20 protein-coding genes are annotated in these 23930 nt (G+C 72.4%); 11 read left to right on the plus strand and 9 right to left on the minus strand.

The features are described 5' to 3' along the window. Positions 1-255 precede the first annotated feature (255 nt). Genes hisB through hisD form a run of 3 tightly spaced genes read right to left on the minus strand, consistent with a single transcriptional unit; the run spans position 256 to position 3274 of the window. Positions 256-849 carry an imidazoleglycerol-phosphate dehydratase HisB gene (gene hisB, locus E2B92_RS06330; protein ID WP_030492957.1) on the minus strand — a complete coding sequence of 198 codons (594 nt, stop codon included), beginning with the start codon at positions 847-849 and terminating at the stop codon, positions 256-258. Beyond that, on the minus strand, positions 846-1955 hold the full coding sequence (locus E2B92_RS06335) for a histidinol-phosphate transaminase (protein ID WP_126887684.1): 1110 nt from the start codon (positions 1953-1955) through the stop codon (positions 846-848). Before E2B92_RS06335 ends, hisB begins: the two co-directional genes overlap by 4 nt. Then, on the minus strand, positions 1952-3274 hold the full coding sequence (gene hisD, locus E2B92_RS06340) for a histidinol dehydrogenase (protein WP_126887685.1): 1323 nt from the start codon (positions 3272-3274) through the stop codon (positions 1952-1954). Before hisD ends, E2B92_RS06335 begins: the two co-directional genes overlap by 4 nt. 160 nt (positions 3275-3434) lie before the next feature. On the opposite strand from hisD, the gene E2B92_RS06345 reads away from it, so the two are divergent. From E2B92_RS06345 to ybaK, 4 genes are all read left to right on the plus strand, one after another. Then, complete coding sequence (locus E2B92_RS06345) at positions 3435-5045, plus strand: oxidoreductase (protein WP_126887686.1); 1611 nt, start codon at positions 3435-3437, stop codon at positions 5043-5045. 113 nt (positions 5046-5158) lie between these two features. Further along, the gene (locus E2B92_RS06350; RefSeq protein WP_126887687.1) at positions 5159-6187 is read left to right on the plus strand and encodes a hypothetical protein; all 1029 of its coding nucleotides are present in this window, start codon (positions 5159-5161) and stop codon (positions 6185-6187) included. Positions 6188-6192: 5 nt separating this feature from the next. Beyond that, the gene (locus E2B92_RS06355; RefSeq protein WP_126887688.1) at positions 6193-6933 is read left to right on the plus strand and encodes an LON peptidase substrate-binding domain-containing protein; all 741 of its coding nucleotides are present in this window, start codon (positions 6193-6195) and stop codon (positions 6931-6933) included. Between the two features lie 17 nt (positions 6934-6950). Continuing rightward, the gene (ybaK, locus tag E2B92_RS06360) at positions 6951-7448 is read left to right on the plus strand and encodes a Cys-tRNA(Pro) deacylase (protein ID WP_126887689.1); all 498 of its coding nucleotides are present in this window, start codon (positions 6951-6953) and stop codon (positions 7446-7448) included. Positions 7449-7629: 181 nt separating this feature from the next. Here the strand turns inward: ybaK and E2B92_RS06365 are convergent, their stop codons facing one another. Genes E2B92_RS06365 through E2B92_RS06380 form a run of 4 tightly spaced genes read right to left on the minus strand, consistent with a single transcriptional unit; the run spans position 7630 to position 11476 of the window. Continuing rightward, entirely contained in the window at positions 7630-8241 is a 612-nt protein-coding gene (locus tag E2B92_RS06365; protein WP_126887690.1) for a DUF2567 domain-containing protein, read from the minus strand. Between the two features lie 34 nt (positions 8242-8275). Further along, a complete protein-coding gene (locus E2B92_RS06370; protein ID WP_235023724.1) occupies positions 8276-9103 on the minus strand; it encodes an ABC transporter permease in 828 nt (275 codons plus the stop codon). Between the two features lie 22 nt (positions 9104-9125). Further along, positions 9126-10097: an ABC transporter ATP-binding protein gene (locus E2B92_RS06375; protein ID WP_185923680.1), complete on the minus strand. Its 972-nt coding sequence runs from the start codon at positions 10095-10097 to the stop codon at positions 9126-9128. Positions 10098-10135: 38 nt separating this feature from the next. Continuing rightward, positions 10136-11476: an NYN domain-containing protein gene (locus E2B92_RS06380; RefSeq protein WP_443070244.1), complete on the minus strand. Its 1341-nt coding sequence runs from the start codon at positions 11474-11476 to the stop codon at positions 10136-10138. 233 nt (positions 11477-11709) lie between these two features. On the opposite strand from E2B92_RS06380, the gene E2B92_RS32910 reads away from it, so the two are divergent. Then, a complete protein-coding gene (locus E2B92_RS32910; RefSeq protein WP_185923728.1) occupies positions 11710-11883 on the plus strand; it encodes a hypothetical protein in 174 nt (57 codons plus the stop codon). A 132-nt stretch (positions 11884-12015) separates the two neighbouring features. Here the strand turns inward: E2B92_RS32910 and dnaE are convergent, their stop codons facing one another. Continuing rightward, positions 12016-15555 carry a DNA polymerase III subunit alpha gene (gene dnaE / locus E2B92_RS06385; RefSeq protein WP_126888428.1) on the minus strand — a complete coding sequence of 1180 codons (3540 nt, stop codon included), beginning with the start codon at positions 15553-15555 and terminating at the stop codon, positions 12016-12018. A 191-nt stretch (positions 15556-15746) separates the two neighbouring features. Here dnaE and E2B92_RS06390 point away from each other — a divergent pair, with 191 nt between their 5' ends. The 6 genes from E2B92_RS06390 to E2B92_RS06415 all read left to right on the plus strand — a co-directional run bounded on the left by E2B92_RS06390 (position 15747) and on the right by E2B92_RS06415 (position 23328). Continuing rightward, the gene (locus tag E2B92_RS06390; protein ID WP_126888427.1) at positions 15747-17072 is read left to right on the plus strand and encodes a DUF2252 domain-containing protein; all 1326 of its coding nucleotides are present in this window, start codon (positions 15747-15749) and stop codon (positions 17070-17072) included. Between the two features lie 75 nt (positions 17073-17147). Continuing rightward, positions 17148-17834: a hypothetical protein gene (locus E2B92_RS06395; RefSeq protein ID WP_126888426.1), complete on the plus strand. Its 687-nt coding sequence runs from the start codon at positions 17148-17150 to the stop codon at positions 17832-17834. 51 nt (positions 17835-17885) lie between these two features. Then, the gene (locus E2B92_RS06400) at positions 17886-18701 is read left to right on the plus strand and encodes a DsbA family protein (RefSeq protein WP_126888425.1); all 816 of its coding nucleotides are present in this window, start codon (positions 17886-17888) and stop codon (positions 18699-18701) included. A gap of 91 nt (positions 18702-18792) precedes the next feature. Continuing rightward, entirely contained in the window at positions 18793-20448 is a 1656-nt protein-coding gene (locus E2B92_RS06405; RefSeq protein WP_126888424.1) for an alkaline phosphatase D family protein, read from the plus strand. A gap of 295 nt (positions 20449-20743) precedes the next feature. Beyond that, entirely contained in the window at positions 20744-21751 is a 1008-nt protein-coding gene (locus E2B92_RS06410; protein ID WP_260604426.1) for a zinc metalloprotease, read from the plus strand. Between the two features lie 20 nt (positions 21752-21771). Next, positions 21772-23328, plus strand: coding sequence for a serine/threonine-protein kinase (locus E2B92_RS06415; protein ID WP_133087423.1), 1557 nt, complete (start codon positions 21772-21774; stop codon positions 23326-23328). A 30-nt stretch (positions 23329-23358) separates the two neighbouring features. On the opposite strand, the gene E2B92_RS06420 is transcribed toward E2B92_RS06415, so the two are convergent. Beyond that, positions 23359-23928, minus strand: a complete 570-nt coding sequence (locus tag E2B92_RS06420; protein WP_126888992.1) for a dienelactone hydrolase family protein — start codon at positions 23926-23928, stop codon at positions 23359-23361. Positions 23929-23930 lie beyond the last annotated feature (2 nt).

Raw genomic sequence — 23930 nt, forward strand, 5'->3', positions numbered from 1 at the left:
TTCTCCGCCCGCGCGGCACAGGGATGCGGGCATCGCGGTCGTCTGCGGCCCGGCGGCCGCGCGTGCGTCGCTCACAGCGTTCTTCCGTTCGCTTCTCCGCCCACGCGGCACAGGGATGCGGGCATCGCGGTCGTCTGCGGCCCGGCGGCCGCGCGTGCGTCGCTCACAGCGTTCTTCCGTTCGCTTCTCCGCCCGCGCGGCGCAGGGGTGCGGGCATCGCGGTCGTCTGCGGCCCGGCGGCCGCGCGTGCGTCGCTCACAGCGCGCCCTTCGTGGAGGGCAGGATGCCGGCCGCTCGCGGGTCGCGCTCGGAGGCGTAGCGCAGGGCCCGGGCGAGGGCCTTGAACTGGCACTCCACGATGTGGTGGGCGTTGCGGCCGTACGGGACGTGGACGTGCAGCGCGATCTGGGCCTGGGCGACGAACGACTCCAGGATGTGCCGGGTCATCGTCGTGTCGTAGGAGCCGATCATCGGCGCCATGTTCTCCGGCTCGGTGTGCACCAGGTAGGGGCGGCCGGAGAGGTCGACGGTGACCTGGGCGAGGGACTCGTCCAGCGGCACGGTGCAGTTGCCGAACCGGTAGATGCCGACCTTGTCGCCGAGGGCCTGCTTGAAGGCGGCGCCGAGGGCGAGGGCGGTGTCCTCGATGGTGTGGTGCGAGTCGATGTGCAGGTCGCCGTCGGTCTTGACCGTGAGGTCGAACAGACCGTGGCGGCCGAGCTGGTCGAGCATGTGGTCGTAGAAGCCGACGCCGGTCGACACGTCGACCTTTCCGGTGCCGTCGAGGTCTATCTCGACGACGACGGACGTCTCCTTGGTGGTGCGCTCGACCCGTCCTACGCGGCTCATGAGCTCTGCTCCTTCTTCAGTGCGCGAACCGCATCCAGGAACGCGTCGTTCTCTTCGGGGGTGCCGGCGGTGACCCGCAGCCAGCCCGGTACGCCGTTGTCACGGACCAGGACGCCGTGGTCGAGGATGCGCTGCCACACCGTGTGGGCGTCCTCGAAGCGGCCGAACTGGACGAAGTTGGCGTCCGACTCGGTCACCTCGTAGCCGGTGGCGCGCAGCTCGGCGACCAGGCGGTCCCGCTCGGCCTTGAGCTGTTCGACGTACCCCAGAAGCGTATCGGTGTGCTCCAGGGCGGCGAGCGCGGTGGCCTGGGTGACGGCCGACAGGTGGTACGGCAGGCGTACGAGCTGGACGGCGTCGACCACGGCGGGGTGCGCGGCCAGGTAGCCCAGGCGCAGGCCCGCCGCGCCGAACGCCTTGGACATGGTGCGGGAGACCACCAGGTTGGGGCGGCCCTCGATGAGGGGCAGGAGGGAGGCGCGGTGGCTGAATTCCACGTACGCCTCGTCGACGATCACCAGCGACGGCTTGGCGGCCTGGGCCGCGTCGTACAGCGTCACCACGGTGTCCGCGTCGACGGCGGTGCCCGTGGGATTGTTGGGCGAGGTGATGAACACGACGTCGGGGCGGTGCCGGTCGATGGCCTGCGCGGCGGAGACGGCGTCGATGCGGAAGTCGTCCCGGCGCGGCCCGGAGATCCAGCCGGTGCCGGTGCCGCGTGAGATCAGGCCGTGCATCGAGTACGAGGGCTCGAAGCCCATCGCGATCCTGCCGGGTCCCGCGAAGGTCTGGAGGAGCTGCTGGATGACCTCGTTGGAGCCGTTGGCGGCCCACACGTTGGCGAGGCCGACCTCGTGGCCGGTGGTGCGGGTGAGGTAGGAGGCCAGTTCCGTGCGGAGCTCGACGGCGTCCCGGTCGGGGTAGCGGTTGAGCGTGCGAGCCGCTTCCCGGACACGCTCGGCGATCCGTTCGACGAGCGGCTCGGGCAGCGGGTACGGGTTCTCGTTGGTGTTGAGGCGTACGGGCACGTCGAGCTGGGGCGCGCCGTAGGGCGACTTGCCGCGCAGCTCGTCGCGGATGGGCAGGTCGTCGATACCGATGGTCACTGCTGGGGCACCTTCCACCCGAACCTGGCCTTGATCGCCGCGCCGTGCGCCGGCAGGTCCTCCGCCTCCGCGAGGGTCACCACGTGGTGGGCGACCTCGGCGAGCGCGTCGCGCGTGTAGTCCACGACGTGGATGCCGCGCAGGAAGGACTGCACGGACAGGCCCGAGGAGTGGCAGGCGCAGCCGCCGGTGGGCAGCACGTGGTTGGAGCCCGCGCAGTAGTCGCCGAGGGAGACCGGCGCCCAGGGGCCGACGAAGACGGCGCCCGCGTTGCGCACGCGCCCGGCGACGGCGGCGGCGTCGGCGGTCTGGATCTCCAGGTGCTCGGCGCCGTACGCGTCGACGACGCGCAGGCCCTCCTCCAGGCCGTCGACCAGCACGATCGCGGACTGCCGGCCGCTCAGCGCGGGCACGATGCGGTCCTCGACGTGCCGGGTGGCGGCGATCTGCGGCTCCAGCTCCTTCTCGACGGCCTCGGCGAGGTCGGCGGAGTCGGTGACCAGGACGGCGGCGGCGAGCGGGTCGTGCTCGGCCTGGCTGATCAGGTCGGCGGCGATGTGGACCGGGTCGGCGGTGTCGTCGGCGAGGACGGCGATCTCGGTCGGGCCGGCCTCGGTGTCGATGCCGATCCGGCCGGTGAAGTACCGCTTGGCGGCGGCGACCCAGATGTTGCCGGGGCCGGTGACCATGTTGGCGGGGGCGCAGGACTCGGTGCCGTACGCGAACATGGCGACGGCCTGGGCGCCTCCGGCGGCGTACACCTCGTCGACGCCGAGGAGGGCGCAGGCGGCGAGGATCGTGGGGTGCGGGAGGCCGCCGTGCTCCTTCTGGGGCGGGGAGGCGAGGGCGATCGACTCGACGCCCGCCTCCTGCGCCGGTACGGCGTTCATGATCACGGACGAGGGGTAGACGGAGCGGCCGCCCGGCGCGTACAGCCCGACGCGCTCGACCGGAACCCACTTCTCGGTCACCGTGCCGCCGGGCACCACCTGGGTGGTGTGCTCGGTGCGGCGCTGCTCGCGGTGGACGATCCGGGCGCGGCGGATCGACTCCTCCAGCCCGGCGCGCACGGCCGGGTCGAGCTCCTCCAGCGCGCGCGTGAGCGCCGTGGCCGGAACGCGCACCCGGTCGAGGACGACACCGTCGAACTTCTCCGCGTAATCGATCAGCGCCGCGTCGCCCCGATGGTGCACGGCCTCGCAGATGGGCCGCACCTTCTCCAGGGCGGCTTCCACGTCGAACTCGGCACGGGGCAGCAGGTCGCGCAGAGCGCCACCCTTCGGGAGGGCGTCGCCGCGCAGATCGATTCGTGAGATCACAGGTCAATTCTCGCAGACGGTTTCCCGGGGCCGGACGTCCGTATCACTGGCTGATACACGCCACGGCAGGCCGGGACTGTCACACCTGACCGTTAGCGTTCAGTCCGTCACACAGCGGGAAGAACAGCCGTACGAAACTGGGGAAGCGGAGGGGGCGGCAGTGACCGAGCCGCACGACGACGACGTACCGGACGACCTGACCCCGTCCGAGGTGGGGATGTGGCAGGCGTTCCGGATCGGCGCCACCTATGACCTGAGCGCGGGCAACGCGGTGCTGGACGATCCGTTCTCGCCGCGCGTGTGGCCGCCCGAGCGGAGCGTGCGGGCCGACAAGGTGGCGTTACTGCTGCTCGACGGGCCGCCCGCGCTGGCCGGGCGGGTCTCGGCGCTGAAGCTGCGCGGGGTGCGGATCACCGGCACGCTCGATCTGGCGGGCGGCACGGTCGGTCCGTACGTGGAGCTGCACGGCTGCCGGTTCGAGAACGAGGTGGTGCTGCCGGAGTCGCGGTTCACCACGCTGCGCATGGTCAAGTGCGCGATACCGCGGCTGGAGGCGGCGCGGCTGCACACGGAGGGCGACCTGCACCTGCCGCGCTGCCGGGTGGACCACGGGATGCGGCTCACCGACGCGCAGATCGGGACGGACCTGCTGATCAGCCAGATCCATGTGGGCCCGGACCGGCGCGGCCGGTCGATCGTCGCCGACGGGATGTCGGTGGCGCAGGACCTGACGGCGGAGCTCATCGAGACCCATGGCGAGTTCTCGCTGCGCGGGGCGAAGGTCGGGGTCTCGCTGAGCCTGCGCGGCAGCAGGCTGCGGGGCGCGGAGGGCCGCCGGGCGCTGAACGCGCCGCAGCTCACCGTGGAGCGGACGCTGTACATGACGTACGCCTGGGTCAGCGACACCACGGGCCAGGCGGCGGGGGCGACGCCGCCAGGCGGGCTGGCGAACTTCAACACGCCGATGCGCGGGACGCGCGTGCAGCCGTTCGAGTGCCGGGGCGGGGTGCGGCTGGACGACGGGCGGTTCGGGGACGCGGTCGACTTCCACCACGCGCGGTTCCTGCTGTCGTCGGAGCGGCGGGAGGAGCTGTCGCTGCGCCGGATCGTCACCCCGGAGCTGCGTTTCAACGGCGAGCGCCCGGAGGAGGGGCGGGTGGTGCTGAACGGCGCGAAGGTGGTGACGCTGATCGACCTGTCGACGAGCTGGCCGGGGCCGGGCGGGCTGGCGATGGGCGGGTTCGTGTACGAGAACCTCGTGCCCTACGGGCACTTCCCGCTGACCCGCCGCCTGGAGTGGGTGGCGGCGGCGACCCCGGAGTTCGCCCCGGAGCCGTACGAGCGGCTGGCGGCCGTGCTGCGCAACAGCGGCGAGGACGCGGACGCGCGGGAGGTGCTGCTGGCCAAGCAGCGGCGGCGGCGCGAGACGCTCCCGCTGGCGGCGAAGATGTGGGGCTACCTCCAGGACTGGACGGTGGCGTACGGCTACCGGCCGGGCCGGGCGGCGCTGTGGATGGCGGTGCTGTGGGCGGCGGGGACGCTGGCCTTCTCGCGGTGCGATCCGCCGGCCATCAAGCCGGGCGAGCACCCGCACTGGAACGCGGCGCTGTACGCGCTGGATCTGCTGCTGCCGGTGATCAATCTCGGGCAGGACGGGTACTGGCGGCTCGGGGGCTGGTGGCAGTGGGCGTCGACCGTGCTGATCCTGCTGGGCTGGATCCTCGCCACAACCGTCGCTGCCGGTGCCTCACGCCTCCTGAGGCGCAGCTAGCACACCCGTACACCGGTTTCTTTACGTTCTCTTGGCATTCGTCCGTGCAACCATTCCGCCGCCACCAAAGCTTCACAGCAGGCCACTGGCGCGGCTCCCACCTGCGGCTTTCAATGGTCCGCACCATGTCATTGCTCCGTGCCCTGCTCGGCACCGCGCGCCCGGTCCGGAACGCCCCGCAGCTCGCCGACGGGCTGCCGCCGGACCACGCGGTGCTGCTCGACGCGCCGGACGAGCGGCTGGCCCCGGCGCTGGTCGCGGCCGCCCTCGGGGACCACGAACCGGCCGCCAAGCTGCTGGCCGCCACGCGCGGGGCGGCCGAGTGGGAGAGCCGCGACCGGTACGTCAAGCGGCTGGCCGCCTTCGCGCACAGCCGGGACGAGTGGCTGACCGGCTGGCTGGCCGCCACGCCCCACGACCCGGACGCCCTGCTCGTGCGGGCGGAGGTGGCGGTGCGGCGGGCCTGGCAGTCCCCGGCGCGGGCCGAGCGGCTGCGGGAGCTCGCGCCCCTGGTCGACACGGCGGCCCAGGCGGCGCCGCGCGATCCCGTGCCGTGGCGCCTGGCCCTGGACCACGCCCGGGGCACGGGGGCCACGCACGCCGCGTTCGAGACGCTGTGGGAGCAGGCCCTGCGCCGCGCCGCGCACCACTACGGGTGCCATGCGGCCGCGCTGAAGTACCTGGCGACCCAGCGGCGCGACGCGCACCGCGAGTGCTTCGACTTCGCCGAGCAGGCCGCCGCCGACGCGCTGCCCGGGTCGCTGATAAGGGCGCTGCCGGTGCGGGCGGCGCTCGCGCAGCTCCTGGCCCAGGGCGCCGCGCCCGTGGCCGGGGAGCGTGTCGACGCGGCGGCGGACCTGGCCGTGGAGCTGTCCGGGCGGTACGCGATCGCCGACCCGTGGCCGGCCGAGGTGCGCAACGTGCTGGCGTACGTGCTGGTGGAGCGGGAGCGGTGGGTGGCGGCGCTGGACCAGTTCCGGCTCATCGGCCCGTGCGCGACGTCGTTCCCGTGGTCGTCGGTGAGCGACGATCCGCTGGGCCGGTTCCTCGACGCACGCCACGGCGTACGCCTCCGGATCGCCTCGGACGTCCCGGTGCGCGGACGGGCAGGACGCGGCCGCTTCCGCGGCCATTACGCTTGACCGCTGTGACCACCGCTCGCCTGCCACTCTTCCCGCTGAACGCGGTGCTGTTCCCGGGCCTCGTGCTGCCCCTGAACGTCTTCGAGGAGCGCTATCGCGCCATGATGCGCGAGCTGTTGAAGACCGACGAGTCGGAGCCGCGCCGCTTCGCCGTCGTGGCGATCCGCGACGGGCGTGAGGTCGCGCCCACCGCGCCCGGGATGCCCGACCCGACGGCCCTGCCGGAGAAGGGCCCCGCCGCGGGCTTCGGCCCGGACCCCATCCAGGCCTTCCACCGGGTCGGCTGCATCGCCGACGCGGCGACGATCCGCGAACGGGAGGACGGCAGCTTCGAGGTACTGGCCACCGGTACGAAACGGGTGAAACTGCTGTCGGTCGACGCGAGCGGCCCGTTCCTCACGGCGGAACTGGAGGAGCTGGAAGAGGAGCGCGGCGAGGGCGCCGGGGCGCTCGCCGAGGGCGTCCTGCGGGCCTTCCGCGCCTACCAGAAGCGGCTGGCGGGGGCCCGGGAACGGTCGATGACGACCGGTCAGGAGCTGCCGGACGAGCCGTCGGTCGTCTCGTACCTGGTGGCCGCGGCGGCGGTGCTCGACACCCCGGCCAAGCAGCGGCTGCTCCAGGCGCCGGACACCGCGACGCGGCTGCGGGAGGAACTGCACCTGCTGCGTGCCGAGACCGCGGTGCTGCGCCACCTGCCGTCGCTGCCGGCGGTGGAGCTGACCCGGGCGCCGACGAGCCCCAACTGACCCGAGGAGCACCCCAGGTGGCGAAGAAGCCCAAGAAGCAGGCCAACGGCACCCCGGCGACGGTGGCCCTGACCGCCGCGGGCATCCCCTTCACCGTGCACGCGTACGACCACGACCCGGCCTCCCCGTCGTACGGCGAGGAGGCGGCCGAGGCGCTCGGGGTCTCCCCCGACCGGGTCTTCAAGACCCTGGTCGCCGACGTGGACGGCACCCTGACGGTCGCGGTCGTCCCGGTCGCCGGCCAGCTCGACCTGAAGGCCCTCGCGGCTGCGGTGGGCGGCAAGCGGGCGACGATGGCCGACCCGGCGGCGGCGGAACGCACGACGGGGTACGTCAGGGGCGGCATTTCCCCGCTGGGCCAGCGCAAGCGGCTGCCCACGGTGCTGGACGCGTCGGCGTCCGGGCACGGCACGATCTGCGTCTCGGCGGGGCGCCGGGGACTGGAGGTCGAGCTGGCGCCCGCCGACCTGACGGCCCTGACGGACGCGGTGATCGCGCCGATCGGTCGCGCCTGACCCCTCGACGGCGGCGGCGTCCTCGGCTACGACCGTAGGGACGGAAGCCTGCCGGACGAAGGGGCCGCCCATGTCGAAGAGGACCCGCAAGCGGAAGTGGCGCATCCGGAAGCATCGCGCCAACCACGGCCGCCGGCCGTCCTGAGGAGCACGGACGCGCGCCGCACCACGGGCGGGGGCGTCAGGCCGGGCCGTCCCAGTCCGGTTCCGGGTCGCGGGGGCCGAACAGGGCCGTGAGGGCCAGGTGCACGAGCATCGCCGCCACCGGCCACGCCAGGACCGCCCCGTGCGCCTGGAGCTTCAGCGGCGCGTCGAACGTCACGCCCGCGCCCACCGCGCGGGCGTGCCCCGCCACGTCGTGCGCCGGGCCGAGCAGTGTGCCGACGCCCCACCCCAGGAGCGAGGCGAGCACCCCGCCCACGGCGAGGCCCACCACGATCGCGATGCCGCCGTGCCGGTGGAACCAGAAGACGACGGCCGCGCTGAGCGCCCCGAGGCCGAGCGCCAGCAGGGCGAACGTACCGTCCGCGCCGACCGCCGCCTCGCCCTCCGTCTCCTTGAGGAACACCGCCTTGCCGTCCGAGATCAGCGGGACCCGGGGGGCCAGCCACAGCCACAGCAGCCCCAGCGCGATCCCCGCCAGTGTCACCGCGAGCAGCACCACGGCACCCTGGCGCACCTCCGTGGCCACGTCCGGCGCGTCGTCCTCGTCCTTGGGGGCGGCGGGGTACGGCGGCGGCCATGCGGAGTCGTGCGGGGACGGCCGGTGGGGCGGAGTCAGCGGTGCGGTCACCCTGCCATCGTGCCAGGCGCCGTGGCGGGGTGCCTCACCGGACCGCCGCCCGCCGGTACGCCCACGTCGCCACGGCCAGCGAGGCGACACCGACCACCGCGCACACCGCGAGGTCCAGCCCGACGGCCGTCCAGTCGGGCCGGGCGTCGAACGTCCGGGCGAGCGCCTCCACCCCGTACGTCGACGGCAGCAGGTCGCGTGCCCACCCGATGGGCCGCGGCAGCCGGTCGGCGGGCAGCACGCCCAGCAGCAGGGCGGCCGACATGCCGAGCTGCCCCAGCAGGGTGGCCAGTTCCTGGCGCGGCGCGAGCAGCCCGAGCGCCGCGCCGAGCCCGGCAAGGGCGGCCCCGGCCAGCGGCACGACCGCGGCCAGGATCCACAGGTGGGTCAGCGGCAACTGGAAGAGGACCGAGCCGGTCACCGCCGTCACGATCGTCCCCGGCACCGTGAAGGAGGCGTACGCACCCGCCGCGCCCAGCACCACCGCGGCGGGCGGCACCGGGAGCGTGGCGTAGTGGTCGAGCCCGCCGCTCGCCCGCAACTGCCCGAAGTACTGCGCGAGCAGGTTCAGCGCGACGAACGCCACCACGAGCACCGACGAGCCGGCCACGACGGCCCGCGCCTCCGCGCCGCCGTCGACGACCCCGCGCATCAGCACCATGATCCCGACGGACTGGAAGGTCGCCACGAACAGCAGCGGGATACGGGCCACCCGGGCCCGCGACAACTGGGCCCGGTACACGGCGGCGAGCGAGGGCAGCAGCCGCGCCCGGGGGGCCAGCGTCGCGGCACCGCCCTGGGCGGCCTCGGCGGCGGGCGACGCGGTGACGACCGAGCCGCCCGTCACCGCCTGTGCGGGCATGATGCTCAACGGATGCTCCTGTTCATGCCTTGACCAGGCCCTTCGTCTCGCCGCCCAGTGCCAGGTACACGTCCTCGAGGCTCGGCGTGGCCAGTGTGAAGTCGTCGAGCGCCGCGAACGCCGCGCCGCCCGTCACCGCCGCGACCGCCGCCCGCGCCTCGTCCGGCGCGAGCCGCAGCACCCAGGTGCGCCCCGACTCCTGCGCCGAGCCGCGCAGCGCCGCCACCTCCGGCACGTCCAGGGGGGCCCGCTCGCGCCACACCAGCTCCACCCGCACCTCGCCCGCCACCCGTTCCTTGAGCCCGGCCGGGGTGTCGCAGGCGATGACCCGGCCCCGCTCCAGGACCGCGACCCGGTCCAGGACCGTCTCGGCCTCGATGACGTTGTGGGTGACGAGCAGCACGGTCGTGCCGTGCCGGGCGCGCCGCCGGTCGACCGCGGCCCACACGGCCCGCCGTGCGACGGGGTCCATGCCGGTGGTGGGCTCGTCGAGGATCAGCACCTGCCGCTCCCCCACCAGCGTGGCGGCGAAGCAGGCGAGCCGCCGCTGCCCGCCGGACAGCTTCTTCAGGGGCCGCCCGGCGAGCCCGGCCAGACCGAGCTCGTCCAGCACGGCGTCCCGCTCGGCCCGCGCGTCCCGGGCGGTGAGCCCGCGCAGCCTGCCGGTGGTCTCGGCGGCGAGCGCCACGGTCAGCTCGTCGAGCGCGGTGGACTCCTGGCCGAGGTAGCCGATCAGGCGCGCGGCGCGCTCGGGATGGCGTACGAGGTCGTGGCCGAGCACCTCGACGGTGCCGGAGTCCGGCCGCATCAGGCCGGTGAGCTGGCGCACGAGGGTGGACTTGCCGGCGCCGTTGGGGCCGAGCAGGCCGAAGATCTCACCGCCCCGCACGTCCAGGGACACCCGGTCGGTGGCGCGCACCTCGGGTGTCGCGGGCCTTCCGCGCCCGCCGCGCGTGGCGGGGTACGTCTTGACCAGCTCCCGCACCACGCACACCGTACTCACGAGGGATGAGCCTAAAGGGTCGCCCTGCCCTATTCGCCCACGGGGGCGTGCTCGGCCGCCGCGCGGACGTCGATCTCGCGCCAGAAACCGGCCCTGATCGCGTACCGGTCGTGCTCGTCGATCTGGTCGTCCTTGTGCGCCAGGAGCCCGAAGCGGGCGGCGTACCGGAGCAGTTCGCCGTCGATGCGGTGCGGGATGCGCGGGTACATGGTGGACAGCTTCTGCACGTGGGCGGGGTCGGGGAGCCGTTCCATCCAGCGCCGGGCGAAGACCTGGCCGACCTCGAAGGGGTCGCCGCCGACCGTGGTGATGTCCTCCTCGCGGTCGGCCCAGCGCTGCTCGGCGCTGGTGAGCTGGGCGAGGGTGGGCAGGGAGGCCGTCTCGGGCGGTTCGCCCACGGTGCCGCCCGGGCGGTCGACCCAGCCGCGGTCGGAGGACCAGCGGAGGGTGGCGTTCGCGGGCGGGGCGGCCGCCGGGCCGGGCTGGTGGCCGGGGGCGTGCAGGGCCGCCAGGTCCTTGGGGGTGGGGACGCCCTTGCCGGCGCCGGCCGGGGCGGGCGCGCCGGACTCGTCGGCGCCGGTGCCGGCCGGGCGGGGCGCGCCGTGGGCGGACGTGCCGTTGACGGGTGCCCCGTGGGCGGCCCGCGCGCCGTTCACGGCCGGGGTGCCGTTGACGGCCGGCGAGCCGTTGACGGCGGCGCGGGCGGCGGCTTCGGCGGCGCGCTCGGCGGAGGCGGCGAGGGCCGACTCGGGCAGGGGGGCGGAGAGGATCGCGGCGATCTCGGGGCGCGGCGCCGGGGACGGCGAGCAGGGCCCGGTGAGCTCCTTGGCGCGGACGGCGCGGGTGATCCACTCCCGGTCGAGCACCCGGCGTTCGTCGGCCTCGGCGACCAGGTCCTCGGACTGGTTGTAGTCGCCGTCGGCGGCCTGGACGGCCCAGAGGTGGACGGCGACGCCGTGCTCCTTGGCCGACATCAGGCCGGGCAGCAGGTCGCCGTCGCCGGTGACCAGCACGATGTCGGAGCAGGCGCGGTTGCGGGCCAGTTCGGTGAGTTCGGCGTGCATGGCCGCGTCGACGCCCTTCTGGGCCCAGCGGCCGTCGCTGCGGGTCAGGGCGCCCAGCCGGACGGTGACGCGCGGCATGACGCGCAGCCGGCGGTGTTCCGGCTGGGGTACGCGGTCGGGGGCGCCGTCGAACCAGTAGATCCGGAGCAGGGGCTGCTGGGTGTCGGCCTCGGCGCGCTCGCGGAGGCCCTGGATGAGGGCGGTGTGGTCGACGGTGATCCGGGAGCGGGCCGGTTCTCCGGCGAGAAGGCTGGCGGCGGCTCCCAGCAGGTAGCCGGCGTCCACCAGAACGACGCAGCGGTCCACGTGTTCCACCCTCTTTCGGGAACCTCGGGATCGGAAGTTGCTTCGGGTTTCCTTCGAGTCTGCCCGACCGCCGGGGGGTTAACGGCCGGAACTGGATCATCGGCGTGGCGGATCGTCCCAAGACCCGTTCCGGCGGGCCGACTACCGTCCGCAATGATCCAAAATGCGCGCAATATGTACGTATGTGAGTCTGGCAGCGGCCCTGGCCCCTACACCCCACAGGAGGCACCACCATGGCCAAGGACAGGAAGCAGAACCGCAGTCAGCCGAAGGCGTCGGCGGCGGAGCGCGGCACGCAGCAGGCCCGCCAGACCTCGATGGAGGCGCAGGCGGAGCACCGCATGGCGGCGGCCACCCCGGCGGACGTGGCGCGCAAGGGCCGGCAGAAGAGGTTCGGCCACAACTGAGGCCGCGGCCTGCCGCGCGGAGGGCGGACGGCCCGCCGCGCGCACGGCCCGGGCCCGCCCGCGCGTACGCCGGAAGGGGCGCGCCCGTGACGACGGGCGCGCCCCTTCCGCGCGCCGGGGTGCGGGGGCCGGTCAGCCGGCCAGGCAGGACGGGCCGAGCAGCACCTTGAGGTCGCCGAAGAGCGCCGGGTCGGGCTGGACGCGGTGCCGGTCGAGCCGGAGCACGGTGGTGGACCGGGGCCCCTGGAGCTTGATCCGCACCTCGGTGTTGCCCTTGTGGTGGGTGAGGATCTCGCCGAGGCGGCTGACCATCGGCGGGGTGACCTTGACGGTGGGGATGGTGAGCACCACGGGCGCGTTGGTGCCGGCCGACGACAGGTCGGGGACCATCAGTTCCATGGCGACCAGCCGGGGCACGTCCTCGCGCTTGTCGAGGCGGCCCTTGACGAAGACGACCGTGTCCTCGACGAGCTGGGTGGACACGAGCTGGTACGTGGCCGGGAAGAACATGCACTCGATGGAGCCGGCGAGGTCCTCGACGGTGGCGATGGCCCAGGCGTTGCCCTGCTTGGTCATCTTCCGCTGGAGGCCGGAGATGATGCCGCCGATGGTGACCACCGCGCCGTCCGCGTGCTCGCCGCCGGTGAGCTGGGAGATCGCCGCGTCGGTCTTGTCGGACAGGACGTGCTCGATGCCGAAGAGCGGGTGGTCGGAGACGTACAGCCCGAGCATCTCGCGCTCCTGGGCCAGGAGGTAGGACTTGTCCCACTCGACGTCGGAGAACTCGACGTCGAGCCCGAAGCCCGGCTCGTCGCTGGTCTCGTCCCCCATGCCGCCGAAGAGGTCGAACTGCCCCTCGGCCTCCTTGCGCTTGACCGCGACCACGTTGTCGATCATCGGCTCGTGGTGGGCGACCAGGCCCTTGCGGGTGTGGCCCATCTCGTCGAAGGCGCCGGCCTTGATCAGCGACTCGATGGTGCGCTTGTTGCAGACGACCGCCTCGACCTTGTCGAGGAAGTCGGGGAAGGAGGTGTACTTCCCCTTCGCCTTGCGGCACCGGATGATCGACTCGACGACGTTGGTGCCGACGTTCCGCACGGCGGAGAGGCCGAAGAGGATGACGTCGTCGCCCTGGGCCGCGAAGTTCGACTCGGACTCGTTGACGTTGGGCGGGAGCACCTTGATGCCCATGCGGCGGCACTCGTTGAGGTAGACGGCCGACTTGTCCTTGTCGTCCTTGACCGAGGTGAGCAGCGCCGCCATGTACTCGGCGGGGTGGTTGGCCTTGAGGTAGGCCGTCCAGTACGAGACCAGTCCGTAGGCGGCGGAGTGTGCCTTGTTGAAGGCGTAGCCGGCAAAGGGGACGAGCACGTCCCACAGGGCCTGGATCGCCTCGTCGCTGTAGCCCTTCTTCTTCGCGCCCTCCTGGAAGAGGACGAAGTTCTTCGCCAGCTCCTCGGGCTTCTTCTTGCCCATGACGCGGCGGAGGATGTCGGCCTCGCCGAGCGAGTACCCGGCGATGATCTGGGCGGCCTTCTGGACCTGCTCCTGGTAGACGATCAGGCCGTAGGTGACGCCGAGGACCTCCTTGAGCGGCTCCTCCAGCTCCGGGTGGATCGGCGTGATCTCCTGCTGGCCGTTCTTGCGCAGGGCGTAGTTGGTGTGCGAGTTCATGCCCATCGGGCCCGGCCGGTAGAGGGCCGAGACGGCGGAGATGTCCTCGAAGTTGTCGGGCTTCATCAGCCGCAGCAGGGACCGCATGGGGCCGCCGTCGAACTGGAAGACGCCCAGGGTGTCGCCGCGCTGGAGCAGCTCGAAGGTGGTCGGGTCGTCGAGCGGGAGGCCGAGGAGATCGATGTCGATCCCCTTGTTGGCCTTCACCATCTTGACGGCGTCGTCCATGATCGTGAGGTTGCGCAGGCCCAGGAAGTCCATCTTCAGCAGGCCGAGCGACTCACAGCTCGGGTAGTCCCACTGGGTGATGGTCACGCCGTCGGTGTGCCTCACCCAGACGGGGACGTGGTCGACGATCGGCTCGCTGGACATGATCACGCCGGCGGCGTGCACGCCCATCTGCCGGACCAGGCCCTCCACGCCGCGCGCGGTGTCGATGACCTTCTTCACGTCCGGCTCGTTCTCGTACATCCCCCGGACCTCGCCCGCCTCCGAGTAGCGGGGGTGGGAGGGGTCGGTGATGCCGGAGAGCGGGATGCCCTTGCCGAGGACGTCGGCGGGCATGGCCTTGGTGATGCGGTCGCCCATCGCGTACGGGTAGCCCAGCACGCGCGCGGAGTCCTTGATCGCGTTCTTGGCCTTGATGGTGCCGTACGTGCCGATCATGGCGACCTTGTCCTCGCCGTACTTCTCGGTCACGTACCTGATCACCTCGACGCGCCTGCGCTCGTCGAAGTCGATGTCGACATCGGGCATGGAGACGCGCTCGGGGTTGAGGAAGCGCTCGAAGATCAGACCGTGCGGGATGGGGTCGAGGTCGGTGATGCCCAGGGCGTACGCCACGATCGAGCCGGCCGCGGAGCCCCGGCCGGGGCCCACCGCGATGCCCTGGTTCTTGGCCCACATGATGAAGTCGGCGACGACGAGGAAGTACCCCGGGAACCCCATCTGGATGATGACGTCCATCTCGTACTCGACCTGCTGCCGGCGGTCCTCGGGGATGCCGCCGGGGAAGCGGCGGTGCATGCCCCGCTGGACTTCCTCCTTGAACCAGCTCACCTCGGTGTGGCCGTCGGGGATGTCGAACTTCGGCATGAGGTCGCGCTTCTCGAACATGCCGGTGGTGTCGATCTGCTCGGCCACCAGGAGGGTGTTGCGGCAGCCCTCCTGCCAGGCGTCCGAGGAGTCGATGGCGTACATCTCGTCCGTGGACTTGAGGTAGTAGCCGGTGCCGTCGAACTTGAAGCGGTCGGGGTCCGAGAGGTTCTTGCCGGTCTGGATGCACAGCAGCGCGTCGTGGGCGGACGCCTCGTGCGCGTAGGTGTAGTGCGAGTCGTTGGTGACCAGGGGCGGGATGCCGAGCTTCTTGCCGATCTCCAGGAGCCCGTCGCGGACGCGGCGCTCGATCTCGATCCCGTGATCCATCAGCTCCAGGAAGTAGCGGTCCTTGCCGAAGATGTCCTGGTACTCGGAGGCCGCCTTCAGGGCCTCGTCGAACTGGCCGAGGCGCAGCCGGGTCTGGAGCTCGCCGGAGGGGCAGCCGGTGGAGGCGATCAGCCCCTCGGACCACTGGGCGATGGTCTCCTTGTCCATGCGCGGCCACTTCTGGAGCCAGCCCTCCTTGTACGCGTCGGAGGAGAGCCGGAACAGATTGTGCAGGCCGGTCGCGTTCGCCGCCCAGATCGTCTTGTGGGTGTAACCACCGGAACCGGAGACGTCGTCCCGCTTCTGGTGCGGCTGGCCCCACTGGATCTTGCGCTTGTTGCGCCGCGACTCGGGGGCGACGTACGCCTCGATGCCGATGATCGGCGTGACCCCCGCCTTCTGCGCCGAGTGGAAGAAGTCGTACGCCCCGTGCAGGTTGCCGTGGTCCGACATCGCGATGTGCGTCATGCCCATCTCGTTGCAGGCGTTGAACATGTCCTTGAGCCGCGCGGCACCGTCCAGGAGCGAGTACTGGGTGTGCACGTGAAGGTGCGTGAACGGCGGCTTCGACACGGCTGCGGCCTCCGGGGCTCGGGGATGGGGGACAGCTCGGAAGTCTACGCGGCGCCACCGACAGCGACCGGGCTCGCGGCGCCGGCGGCGGCCGGGCACGCGGAGGGACGGCCGTGCGTTGAGACGGACGGAACATCTGTCCGTTCCGTTGAGTACGAAGCCCCGCACCCCGCACCAGGAGGCACCCCGCGATGTCGGTCCCGCAGTTCACCGCCGAGGAGCGCGGTGAGCAGATCCTCACCGTCTTCGGCACCGCGTTCGGCGAGCTCCTGGCCGCCGACCCGGCGGCCTTCCGGGTCAAGTTCCGGAAGATGGCCGCCTCGGCCTTCGCCTTCTACCGGGGCACGGCCTGCCTCTTCTACGCCGATCTCGACCGGGAGCGGCACGGCGGCCCCTACCTGGACGAGCGGACCGGCCGGGTGTGGATCCACGGCGACCTGCACGCGGAGAACTTCGGCACGTACATGGACGCGAACGGGCGTCTGATCTTCAACGTCAACGACTTCGACGAGGCGTACGTCGGTCCCTTCACCTGGGACCTGAAGCGGCTGTCGGCGTCCCTGGCGCTGATCGGCTACACCAAGGCGCTCAGCGACGAGCAGATCACCGAGCTGGTGCGGATCTACGCCGCCGCCTACCGGGAGCGCATTCACGCGCTGGCGACGGGCGCCAGGCACGAGGAGGTCCCGCCCTTCACCCTGGACACGGCGGAGGGGCCGCTGCTGGACGCGCTGCGTGACGCCCGGTCGCTGACCCGGTTCGGGCTGCTGGAGTCCATGACCGAGATCCGCGACTTCGAGCGCCGCTTCGCCGCCGGCGGCGGGGCGGTCGAGCTGGACGCGGCGACCCGCTACAAGGTGCTGGCCGCGTTCGACGGCTACCTGGAGACGCTGCCCGAGTCGAGCCTGGCCCGGCCGGACTCGTACCGCGTGAAGGACGTGGTGGGCCGGCGCGGCGTCGGCATCGGGTCGGCCGGCCTGCCGTCGTACAACATCCTCCTGGAGGGCAACAGCGACGCCCTCGAGAACGATGTCGTGATCTACATGAAGCAGGCGCAGACCCCGGCGGTCTCCCGCCATGTGACCGACCCCGCGGTGCGCGGCTACTTCCGGCACGAGGGGCACCGCACGGTGATCTCGCAGCGGGCGCTCCAGGCGCACGCCGACCCGTGGCTGGGCTGGACGGAGCTGGACGGCGCCGGGCAGCTCGTGGCGGAGGTCTCGCCGTACGCCGTGGACCTGGACTGGTCGGACATCGACGACCCGGAGGAGATCGCGGCGACCGTCGCCGACCTGGGCCGGGCGACCGCGACCATGCACGCGGCGGCGGACGACGAGAGCGGGCACTCCCTGGTGCCGTTCTCCACGGAGCGGGCCATCGACGCGGCGATCGCGGCGGACGAGGACGGCTTCGGGGAGCTGCTGGTGGACTTCGCGCACAGCTACGGCGCGCGGGCCCGGGCGGACCACCAGATCTTCGTCGACCTGTTCCGCAACGGCCGTATACCGGGTCTGTGACCGCCCCCGGGCGGGGCCCGGTCGGCCGGTTCCTTTAGGGACCGCTTACAGAAGGGCGTGGCAGACTCTCGGGCGATGGACGACATTTCCGGGACCCGGCTCAGGTGGCTGCGGGCGGCGTTCTTCACGGCACTCGTCGTGACGCTGTCCGTGGCCTCCCACGTGCTGCTCTCGGGCGCCCCGCTGCCCCTGGCGACCGTCGCCGCCGTCGCGGCCGGTGTCTTCGGCGTGGCGTACGCGCTGGCGGGTGCCGAGCGCGGGTTCGGGCGCATCGCGGGGCTCCTCGTCCCGCTGGAGCTGGCCGCCGACACGGTCTTCACCACCGGTCAGCACGTCTGTTACGGCCCGGCGGGCGGCCCCGTGGCCGGCTCGCTGCGGGCCGTCGGCGTCGACGTGCTGTGCGGCGGCGAGGTGGGCACCGGGCTTCCCGGAGTCGTCGCCACCGAGGGCGGTGCCGCCGCGCTCCTCCGCTCCCCCGACCCGGCGCTGCCCTGGCTGCTGCTGGCCGCGCACGTGACGGTCGGCCTGATCGCCTCGGCCTGGCTGCGGCGCGGCGAGAGCGCGCTGGCCGGGCTCGTGCGGGCGGTGGCCGCGTTCGCGTTCCGGCCCTTGCTGCTCGCGGTCGCCGCGGTGACCGCCGCGGGCCGGTCCGTGCGGCGGGGCCCGCGGCTCACGAGCCGGCCGCGCTCGTCCCGTACCCGGCTCCTCGTGCACTCCGTGGGGCGGCGTGGACCGCCGTGCGCGGCGGCCCCGGCCGTCTGAGCACAGCAGTCCACCCCCCATGCCACACGGATTTCCACGGAGAACACCACCATGAGCGCACGCAACAGCCAGGCCAACAAGGCGGCGGCCCGCGAACGGCTCCGCCAGGAGCGCGAGCGTCAGGCCAAGAAGGAGAAGGCCCGCCGGCAGATCACGGTCGCCGTCTCGGCCGTCGCCGTGCTGGCGGTGGCCGGCGGCGTCGGCTACGCCGTGATGCAGGCGAACAAGCCCTCCCACTGGGAGGCCGCGCAGGACCAGAAGAACGTCACGGCGCCGAAGAACACCTCCGGCGAGAACGGCACCACGGTCGTCATCGGCAAGCCGTCCGCGAAGAAGACGCTGGAGCTGTACGAGGACTCCCGCTGCCCGATCTGCGCCACGTTCGAGCAGGGCGTGGGCGAGACGATCGAGAAGGACGTCGCCGCCGGCAAGTACAAGATCAAGTACGTCGGCGCCACCTTCATCGACAACAGCGACCAGGGCGAGGGCTCCAAGAACGCGCTGTCCGCGCTGGGCGCCGCGCTCGACGTCAGCCCCGAGGCGTTCCTGGACTACAAGGCGGCTCTCTACTCGGCCTCGTTCCACCCGGCGGAGAGCGAGGACAAGTTCGCCAAGGACTCCTACCTCCTGGAGATCGCCGGGACCGTCCCGGCCCTCAAGAGCAACGCCGCGTTCAAGAAGAACGTGGAGGAGGGCACCTTCGACGCCTGGGCGCTGAAGATGTCCGACGCCTTCGACAAGAGCGGGGTCAAGGGCACGCCCACGCTGAAGATGGACGGCAAGCCGGTCACGGACGCGCGGGGCAACGCCCCCATGACCGTGCCGGAGTTCACCACCGCGGTCGACAAGGCCCTCAAGGGCGCGTAGCCGAACGGGGCACGGATTTCGGCCAACGGGCGGGCGAACTGAGGGGAGTTCACCCGCCCATGTGCTCTACCGATCAGTAATCTGATCGGCCGTGACCAGTCGTTCTCTTTCCGCACCCAGCCGCCGCACGGTCGTCAAGGCCGCTGCCGCCACCGCTGTCGCCGCACCCGTCCTGGCCGCCGCCCCGCCCGCCGCGGCGGAGGTCAGGGCCCCGGCCTTCCTCCACGGGGTCGCCTCGGGCGATCCCCTGCCCGACGGCGTCCTGCTCTGGACGCGCGTGACCCCCACCCCCGACGCCCGTCCCGGCTCGGGCGCAGGCCCGGACACCGAGGTGAGATGGGAGGTCGCCGAGGACAGAGCCTTCACCCGCACCGTGGCCCGGGGCGCGGTCACGGCGACGGCCGCGTCCGACCACACCGTCAAGGTGGACGTAAGGGGGCTTCGCCAGGAGACCGTCTATTACTTCCGCTTCACGGCCGGCGCGGACACCTCGGCGGCCGTCTCCCCCACCGGCCGGACCCGCACCACCCCGGCCGCCGACGCCACCACGCCCGGCATACGCTTCGGCGTGGTCTCCTGCGCCAACTGGGAGGCCGGCCGCTTCTCGGCGTACCGCCACCTCGCCAACCGGGCCGATCTGGACGCGGTCCTCCACCTCGGCGACTACATATACGAGTACGGGACCGGCGCCTACCCCAAGCCGAAGTACGTCGTGCGGCAGCACGAGCCCAGGCACGAGATCGTCACCCTGGCCGACTACCGCCTCCGGCACGCCACCTACAAGACGGACGTCGACCTGCAGGCGCTGCACGCGGCGCACCCGGTGATCGCCATATGGGACGACCACGAGTTCGCCGACGACACCTGGTCGGGCGGCGCCGACAACCACACCCCGGGCACCGAGGGGGACTGGGCGGCCCGCGCGGCGGCCGCGAAGCAGGCGTACTTCGAGTGGATGCCGGTCCGCACCTCGACCGAGGGCACGGTCTACCGCCGGCTGCGCTTCGGCAAGCTGGCCGACCTGCACCTGCTGGACCTCCGCTCGTTCCGCTCGCAGCAGGCGTCCACGGGCAGCGGCCAGGTCGACGACCCGGAGCGCACGATCACGGGCCGCGCCCAACTGGACTGGCTGAAGGCGGGGCTGTCCGCCTCCGACGCGGCCTGGAAGCTGGTGGGCACCTCGGTGATGATCTCGCCGGTCGCCTTCGGCTCCCTGCCCACGCACCTGCTGGGCCCCGTGGCGGAGCTGCTGGGCCTGCCCAAGGGCGGCCTGGCGATCAACGTGGACCAGTGGGACGGCTACACGGACGACCGCAAGGAGCTGCTCGCCCACCTGACGGACCGGTCCATCACCAACACCGTGTTCCTCACCGGTGACATCCACATGGCGTGGGCCAACGACGTGCCGGTGACGGCGGCCACCTACCCGGCCTCGCGGTCGGCGGCGACCGAGTTCGTGGTGACCTCGGTGACCTCCGACAACCTGGACGACATCCTGCACGTCGCGCCCGGCACGGTCTCCCTGGCCGCCGCGGCGGCGATCAGGGGCGCCAACCGCCATGTGAAGTGGCTGGACATGGACAACCACGGGTACGGCGTCCTGGACGTGACCGCGGAGCGCTCGCAGATGGACTACTACACGGTCTCCGACAAGACGCGGCCGGACGCGTCCTCGGCCTGGATCCGGTCCTACCGGACGCTCAGCGGAACGCAGAAGGTCGAGCGCGTGAACGCGCCGGTTCGCTGACCATACGTCAGCGATGATTTTCAGCCAATCCTCTGTGTGTTAACAGGAGATCACAGCGCCATGGCGGGCGGCGTGTTCCGTAGATCGAATACGGACACACCGCCCGCCCTGGGGGCCGGTTCTGTTACGTCGGCGTCTCGCAGTCCGGAACAGACCGAAGGATTTCTCCCCGATGTCTTCAATTACTCAACGATTGATTGGGCTTGTTCAATGCTCATCAAGATCTGACATGGCCACGTAATCTCCCCGCGGTGGCGAGGAAGGCCCTCCCCACAACCCCCCGCGAGGAGTCACCATGCGTGCTCTTGCCCGAATATCTCCGCGTATGCACCGCCGTGTTCTCGGTACGGCGGTCATGGCCGGATCTCTGGCACTCTTCCCGTTCTCCGCCCCGACGGGCGTCGCCGCCGCCAAGGCGCCCACCACCGCCTCCTCCGCCGCCACCACCGAGGACTGCGCCGAGGGCCCGGGCGCCGCCAACGCCCGCGAGATCCACCCCGGCGACGCCGGGCACGCCCACGAGCCCAACGAGGTCACCGACGCCAAGGCCAAGGCCATGGACGCGGACCTGAGGAAGAGACTGGAGGCGGCCAGGGCGAACGGAAGCCGGATGAACGTCGCCGCCGCCACGACCATCCCCGTCTACTTCCACGTCATCCACGACGGTGAGACCGGCAAGCTCGGCGCGGCCGACATCAGCGCGCAGATGGCCGTCCTCAACTCCGCCTTCGGCGGCCAGGGCACCGGCAACTCCGACTCCGGCTTCCAGTTCTCGCTGGCCGGCACGGACTACACGGACAACGCCGCCTGGTACAACCTGAGCTCCGGCTCGGCCGAGGAGAAGGCCATGAAGTCCGCCCTCCGCAAGGGCGGTGCCGGTGCGCTCAACTTCTACACGGCCAACCTCGGCGGCGGCCTCCTCGGCTGGGCGACCTTCCCGTCCTCGTACAAGTCCAACCCGACCATGGACGGTGTCGTCGTGCTCGACGCCTCCCTGCCGGGCGGCTCGGCCACCAACTACGCCGAGGGCGACACCGGTACGCACGAGGTCGGCCACTGGATGGGCCTGTACCACACCTTCCAGGGCGGCTGCAATGGCAACGGTGACTACGTCACCGACACGCCCGCCGAGAAGAGCCCGGCCTACCAGTGCCCGACCGGCCGCGACACCTGCACCACCAAGACGGGCGCCGACCCGATCCACAACTTCATGGACTACACGTACGACGCATGCATGTACCAGTTCACCGGCGGCCAGGTGCAGCGGATGAAGGACCACTGGACGGCGTACCGGGCCGCCTGACTTCCCTCTAACCTGGCGCCATGAGTGCGCCGGGGGACCTGGTCGACGGTCGGTTCGAGCTGCTGCGCCGGCTCGGCAGCGGGGGCATGGGCACGGTGTGGCGGGCACGCGACACCGTGCTCCACCGCGAGGTGGCCCTCAAGGAGGTGCGGTACGACGCCGGGCCGGCCGGCGCCACGAGGGAACGGGTCCTGCGCGAGGCACGTGCGCTGGCCCGGCTGAGCCACCCCCACGTGGTGACCGTCCATCACATCGTGGACGTGGAGCCCCATCCATGGATCGTGATGGAGCTGCTGCCCGGCCCCTCCCTCCAGGACCGGATCGCCCAGGAGGGCCCGCTGTCCCCGGTGGAGGCGGCGCGCACCGGCCGGCAGGTACTGGCCGCCCTGCGCGCCGCCCACACGGCCGGGATCAGGCACCGGGACGTCAAACCCGCCAACATCCTGCTGCGCGCGGACGGGAACGCGGTCCTCACCGACTTCGGCATCGCCGCGCTCCAGGGCTCCACCTCGCTGACCATGACGGGCGAACTGGTCGGCTCACCCGAGTACATGGCCCCCGAGCGCATCCGGGGCATGGGCGACGACCCCGCCTCCGACCTGTGGTCGCTGGGCCTGGTGCTGTACGTGTGCGTGGAGGGCGTCAGCCCGCTGCGCCGGGCCACCACACTGGCCACCCTGGCGGCCGTCCTCGACGACCCCGTCCCCCCGGCCGTGCGCTCCGGCCCCCTGGCGCCCGTCCTGACCGCCCTGCTCGTCCGCGACCCGGCGGCCCGCCCGGACGCGAACCGGCTGGACGAGATGCTGGCCCTGGCGGAGAGCGGGACGGCGCCCCCGCCGCACTGGCCGGCGCAGCCGACGGTGACCGCGCCGCCACGCGCCACGCCCCCGCCCGGCCCGGTCCCGCCCGGTCCGCTCCCCGCGCCCGCCACGCGGCCCGGCCTCCCGGCCCGGAGCCGTACGCCCGTCGTGGTCGCGGCCCTCTCGGTGGCCGTGGCGCTGGTCGCCGCGACCGCGCTGGTCCTGGTACTGCGCGGCGGCCCGGACACGAACGCCGGCGGCCACCGCGGTCCGGCGGCCTCCCCGACCGCAACGGCGCCCCCGACGACCGCCGGACCGACCGCCTCCGCGCCCACCACCGCGCCCACCACCGCCGCGCCCACGACCACCGTGCCGACCACCGCCGTGCCCACCACGTACCGCCCGACGCAGGCGCCGCCCCCGCCGGCCACCCCCTCCGACCCGCTGGCCGAGAGCTGGATCGCCCAGCTCGCCTCCGTGTCGAAGTCCTCCGGCACCGGGGCGCGGGCGCGCATGGCCGCGTCCCTCCGCGACAAGGGCCTCGAGGAGGCCGACTACCTGGACAGCGACGCGTACGCCTCCCTGCGCCCGGGCTACTGGGTGTTCTACGTGCCGGGCTTCAACAGCGGTACGGAAGCCGCGCAATGGTGCCGGTCCGCGGGGCTCACCTCCAGGAACGACTGCCTCGGCCGTTACCTGAGCCACCGCGCGTCGGACTTCGGCTACCAGTGCGCGCCCGGCCCCGGCGCCGTCAGCGGCCGCTGCACCCGGGCGTGAGGAACCGCGGCGCCGGGCACGATCCCGGGGCTACAGCCCCTCCAGGAAGGCCAGGGCGATGGCCCAGGTCCGCTCGGCGGCGTCCTCGTCGTAGTCGGGCAGGTCCGGGTCGGTGTACAGGTGCCCGGCGCCCGGGTACCGGTACACCTCGGTGTCCGCGCCCGCCCGCCGCATCCCCAGGTACCAGGCGCTCAGCCAGTCCTGCGGCTCGAACGGGTCCGGGTCGGCGACGTGGAGCTGGACGGGCAGCTCGTCCACCGCGGCGTTCGGCGCGATGTCCGACGTTCCGTGCAACAGCAGCAGCCCGCGCGCCTTCTCGTCGCCGAGCGCCAGGGTCTGGGCGATCGACGCGCCCAGGGAGAAGCCCGCGTACACGAGCCCTCGCTCGGAGTGAGGGGCCGCGGCCATGACGGCCCGCTTGAGCAGCTCCTCCTTGCCGATGCGGTCCTTGATGGCCATGCCCTCTTCCACGGTGCCGGTCGTTTGGCCGCCGTACAGGTCGGGCACGTGCACGTGGTGCCCGGCGGCGCGCAGCCGGTCGGCTGCCGCGTGGACGGCCGGGCGCGGACCGTAGGCCGAGTGGAAGAGCATGATGTTCATCC

The sequence above is a fragment of the Streptomyces sp. WAC05374 genome (genome assembly GCF_004353505.1).
GTDB lineage: Bacteria > Actinomycetota > Actinomycetes > Streptomycetales > Streptomycetaceae > Streptomyces.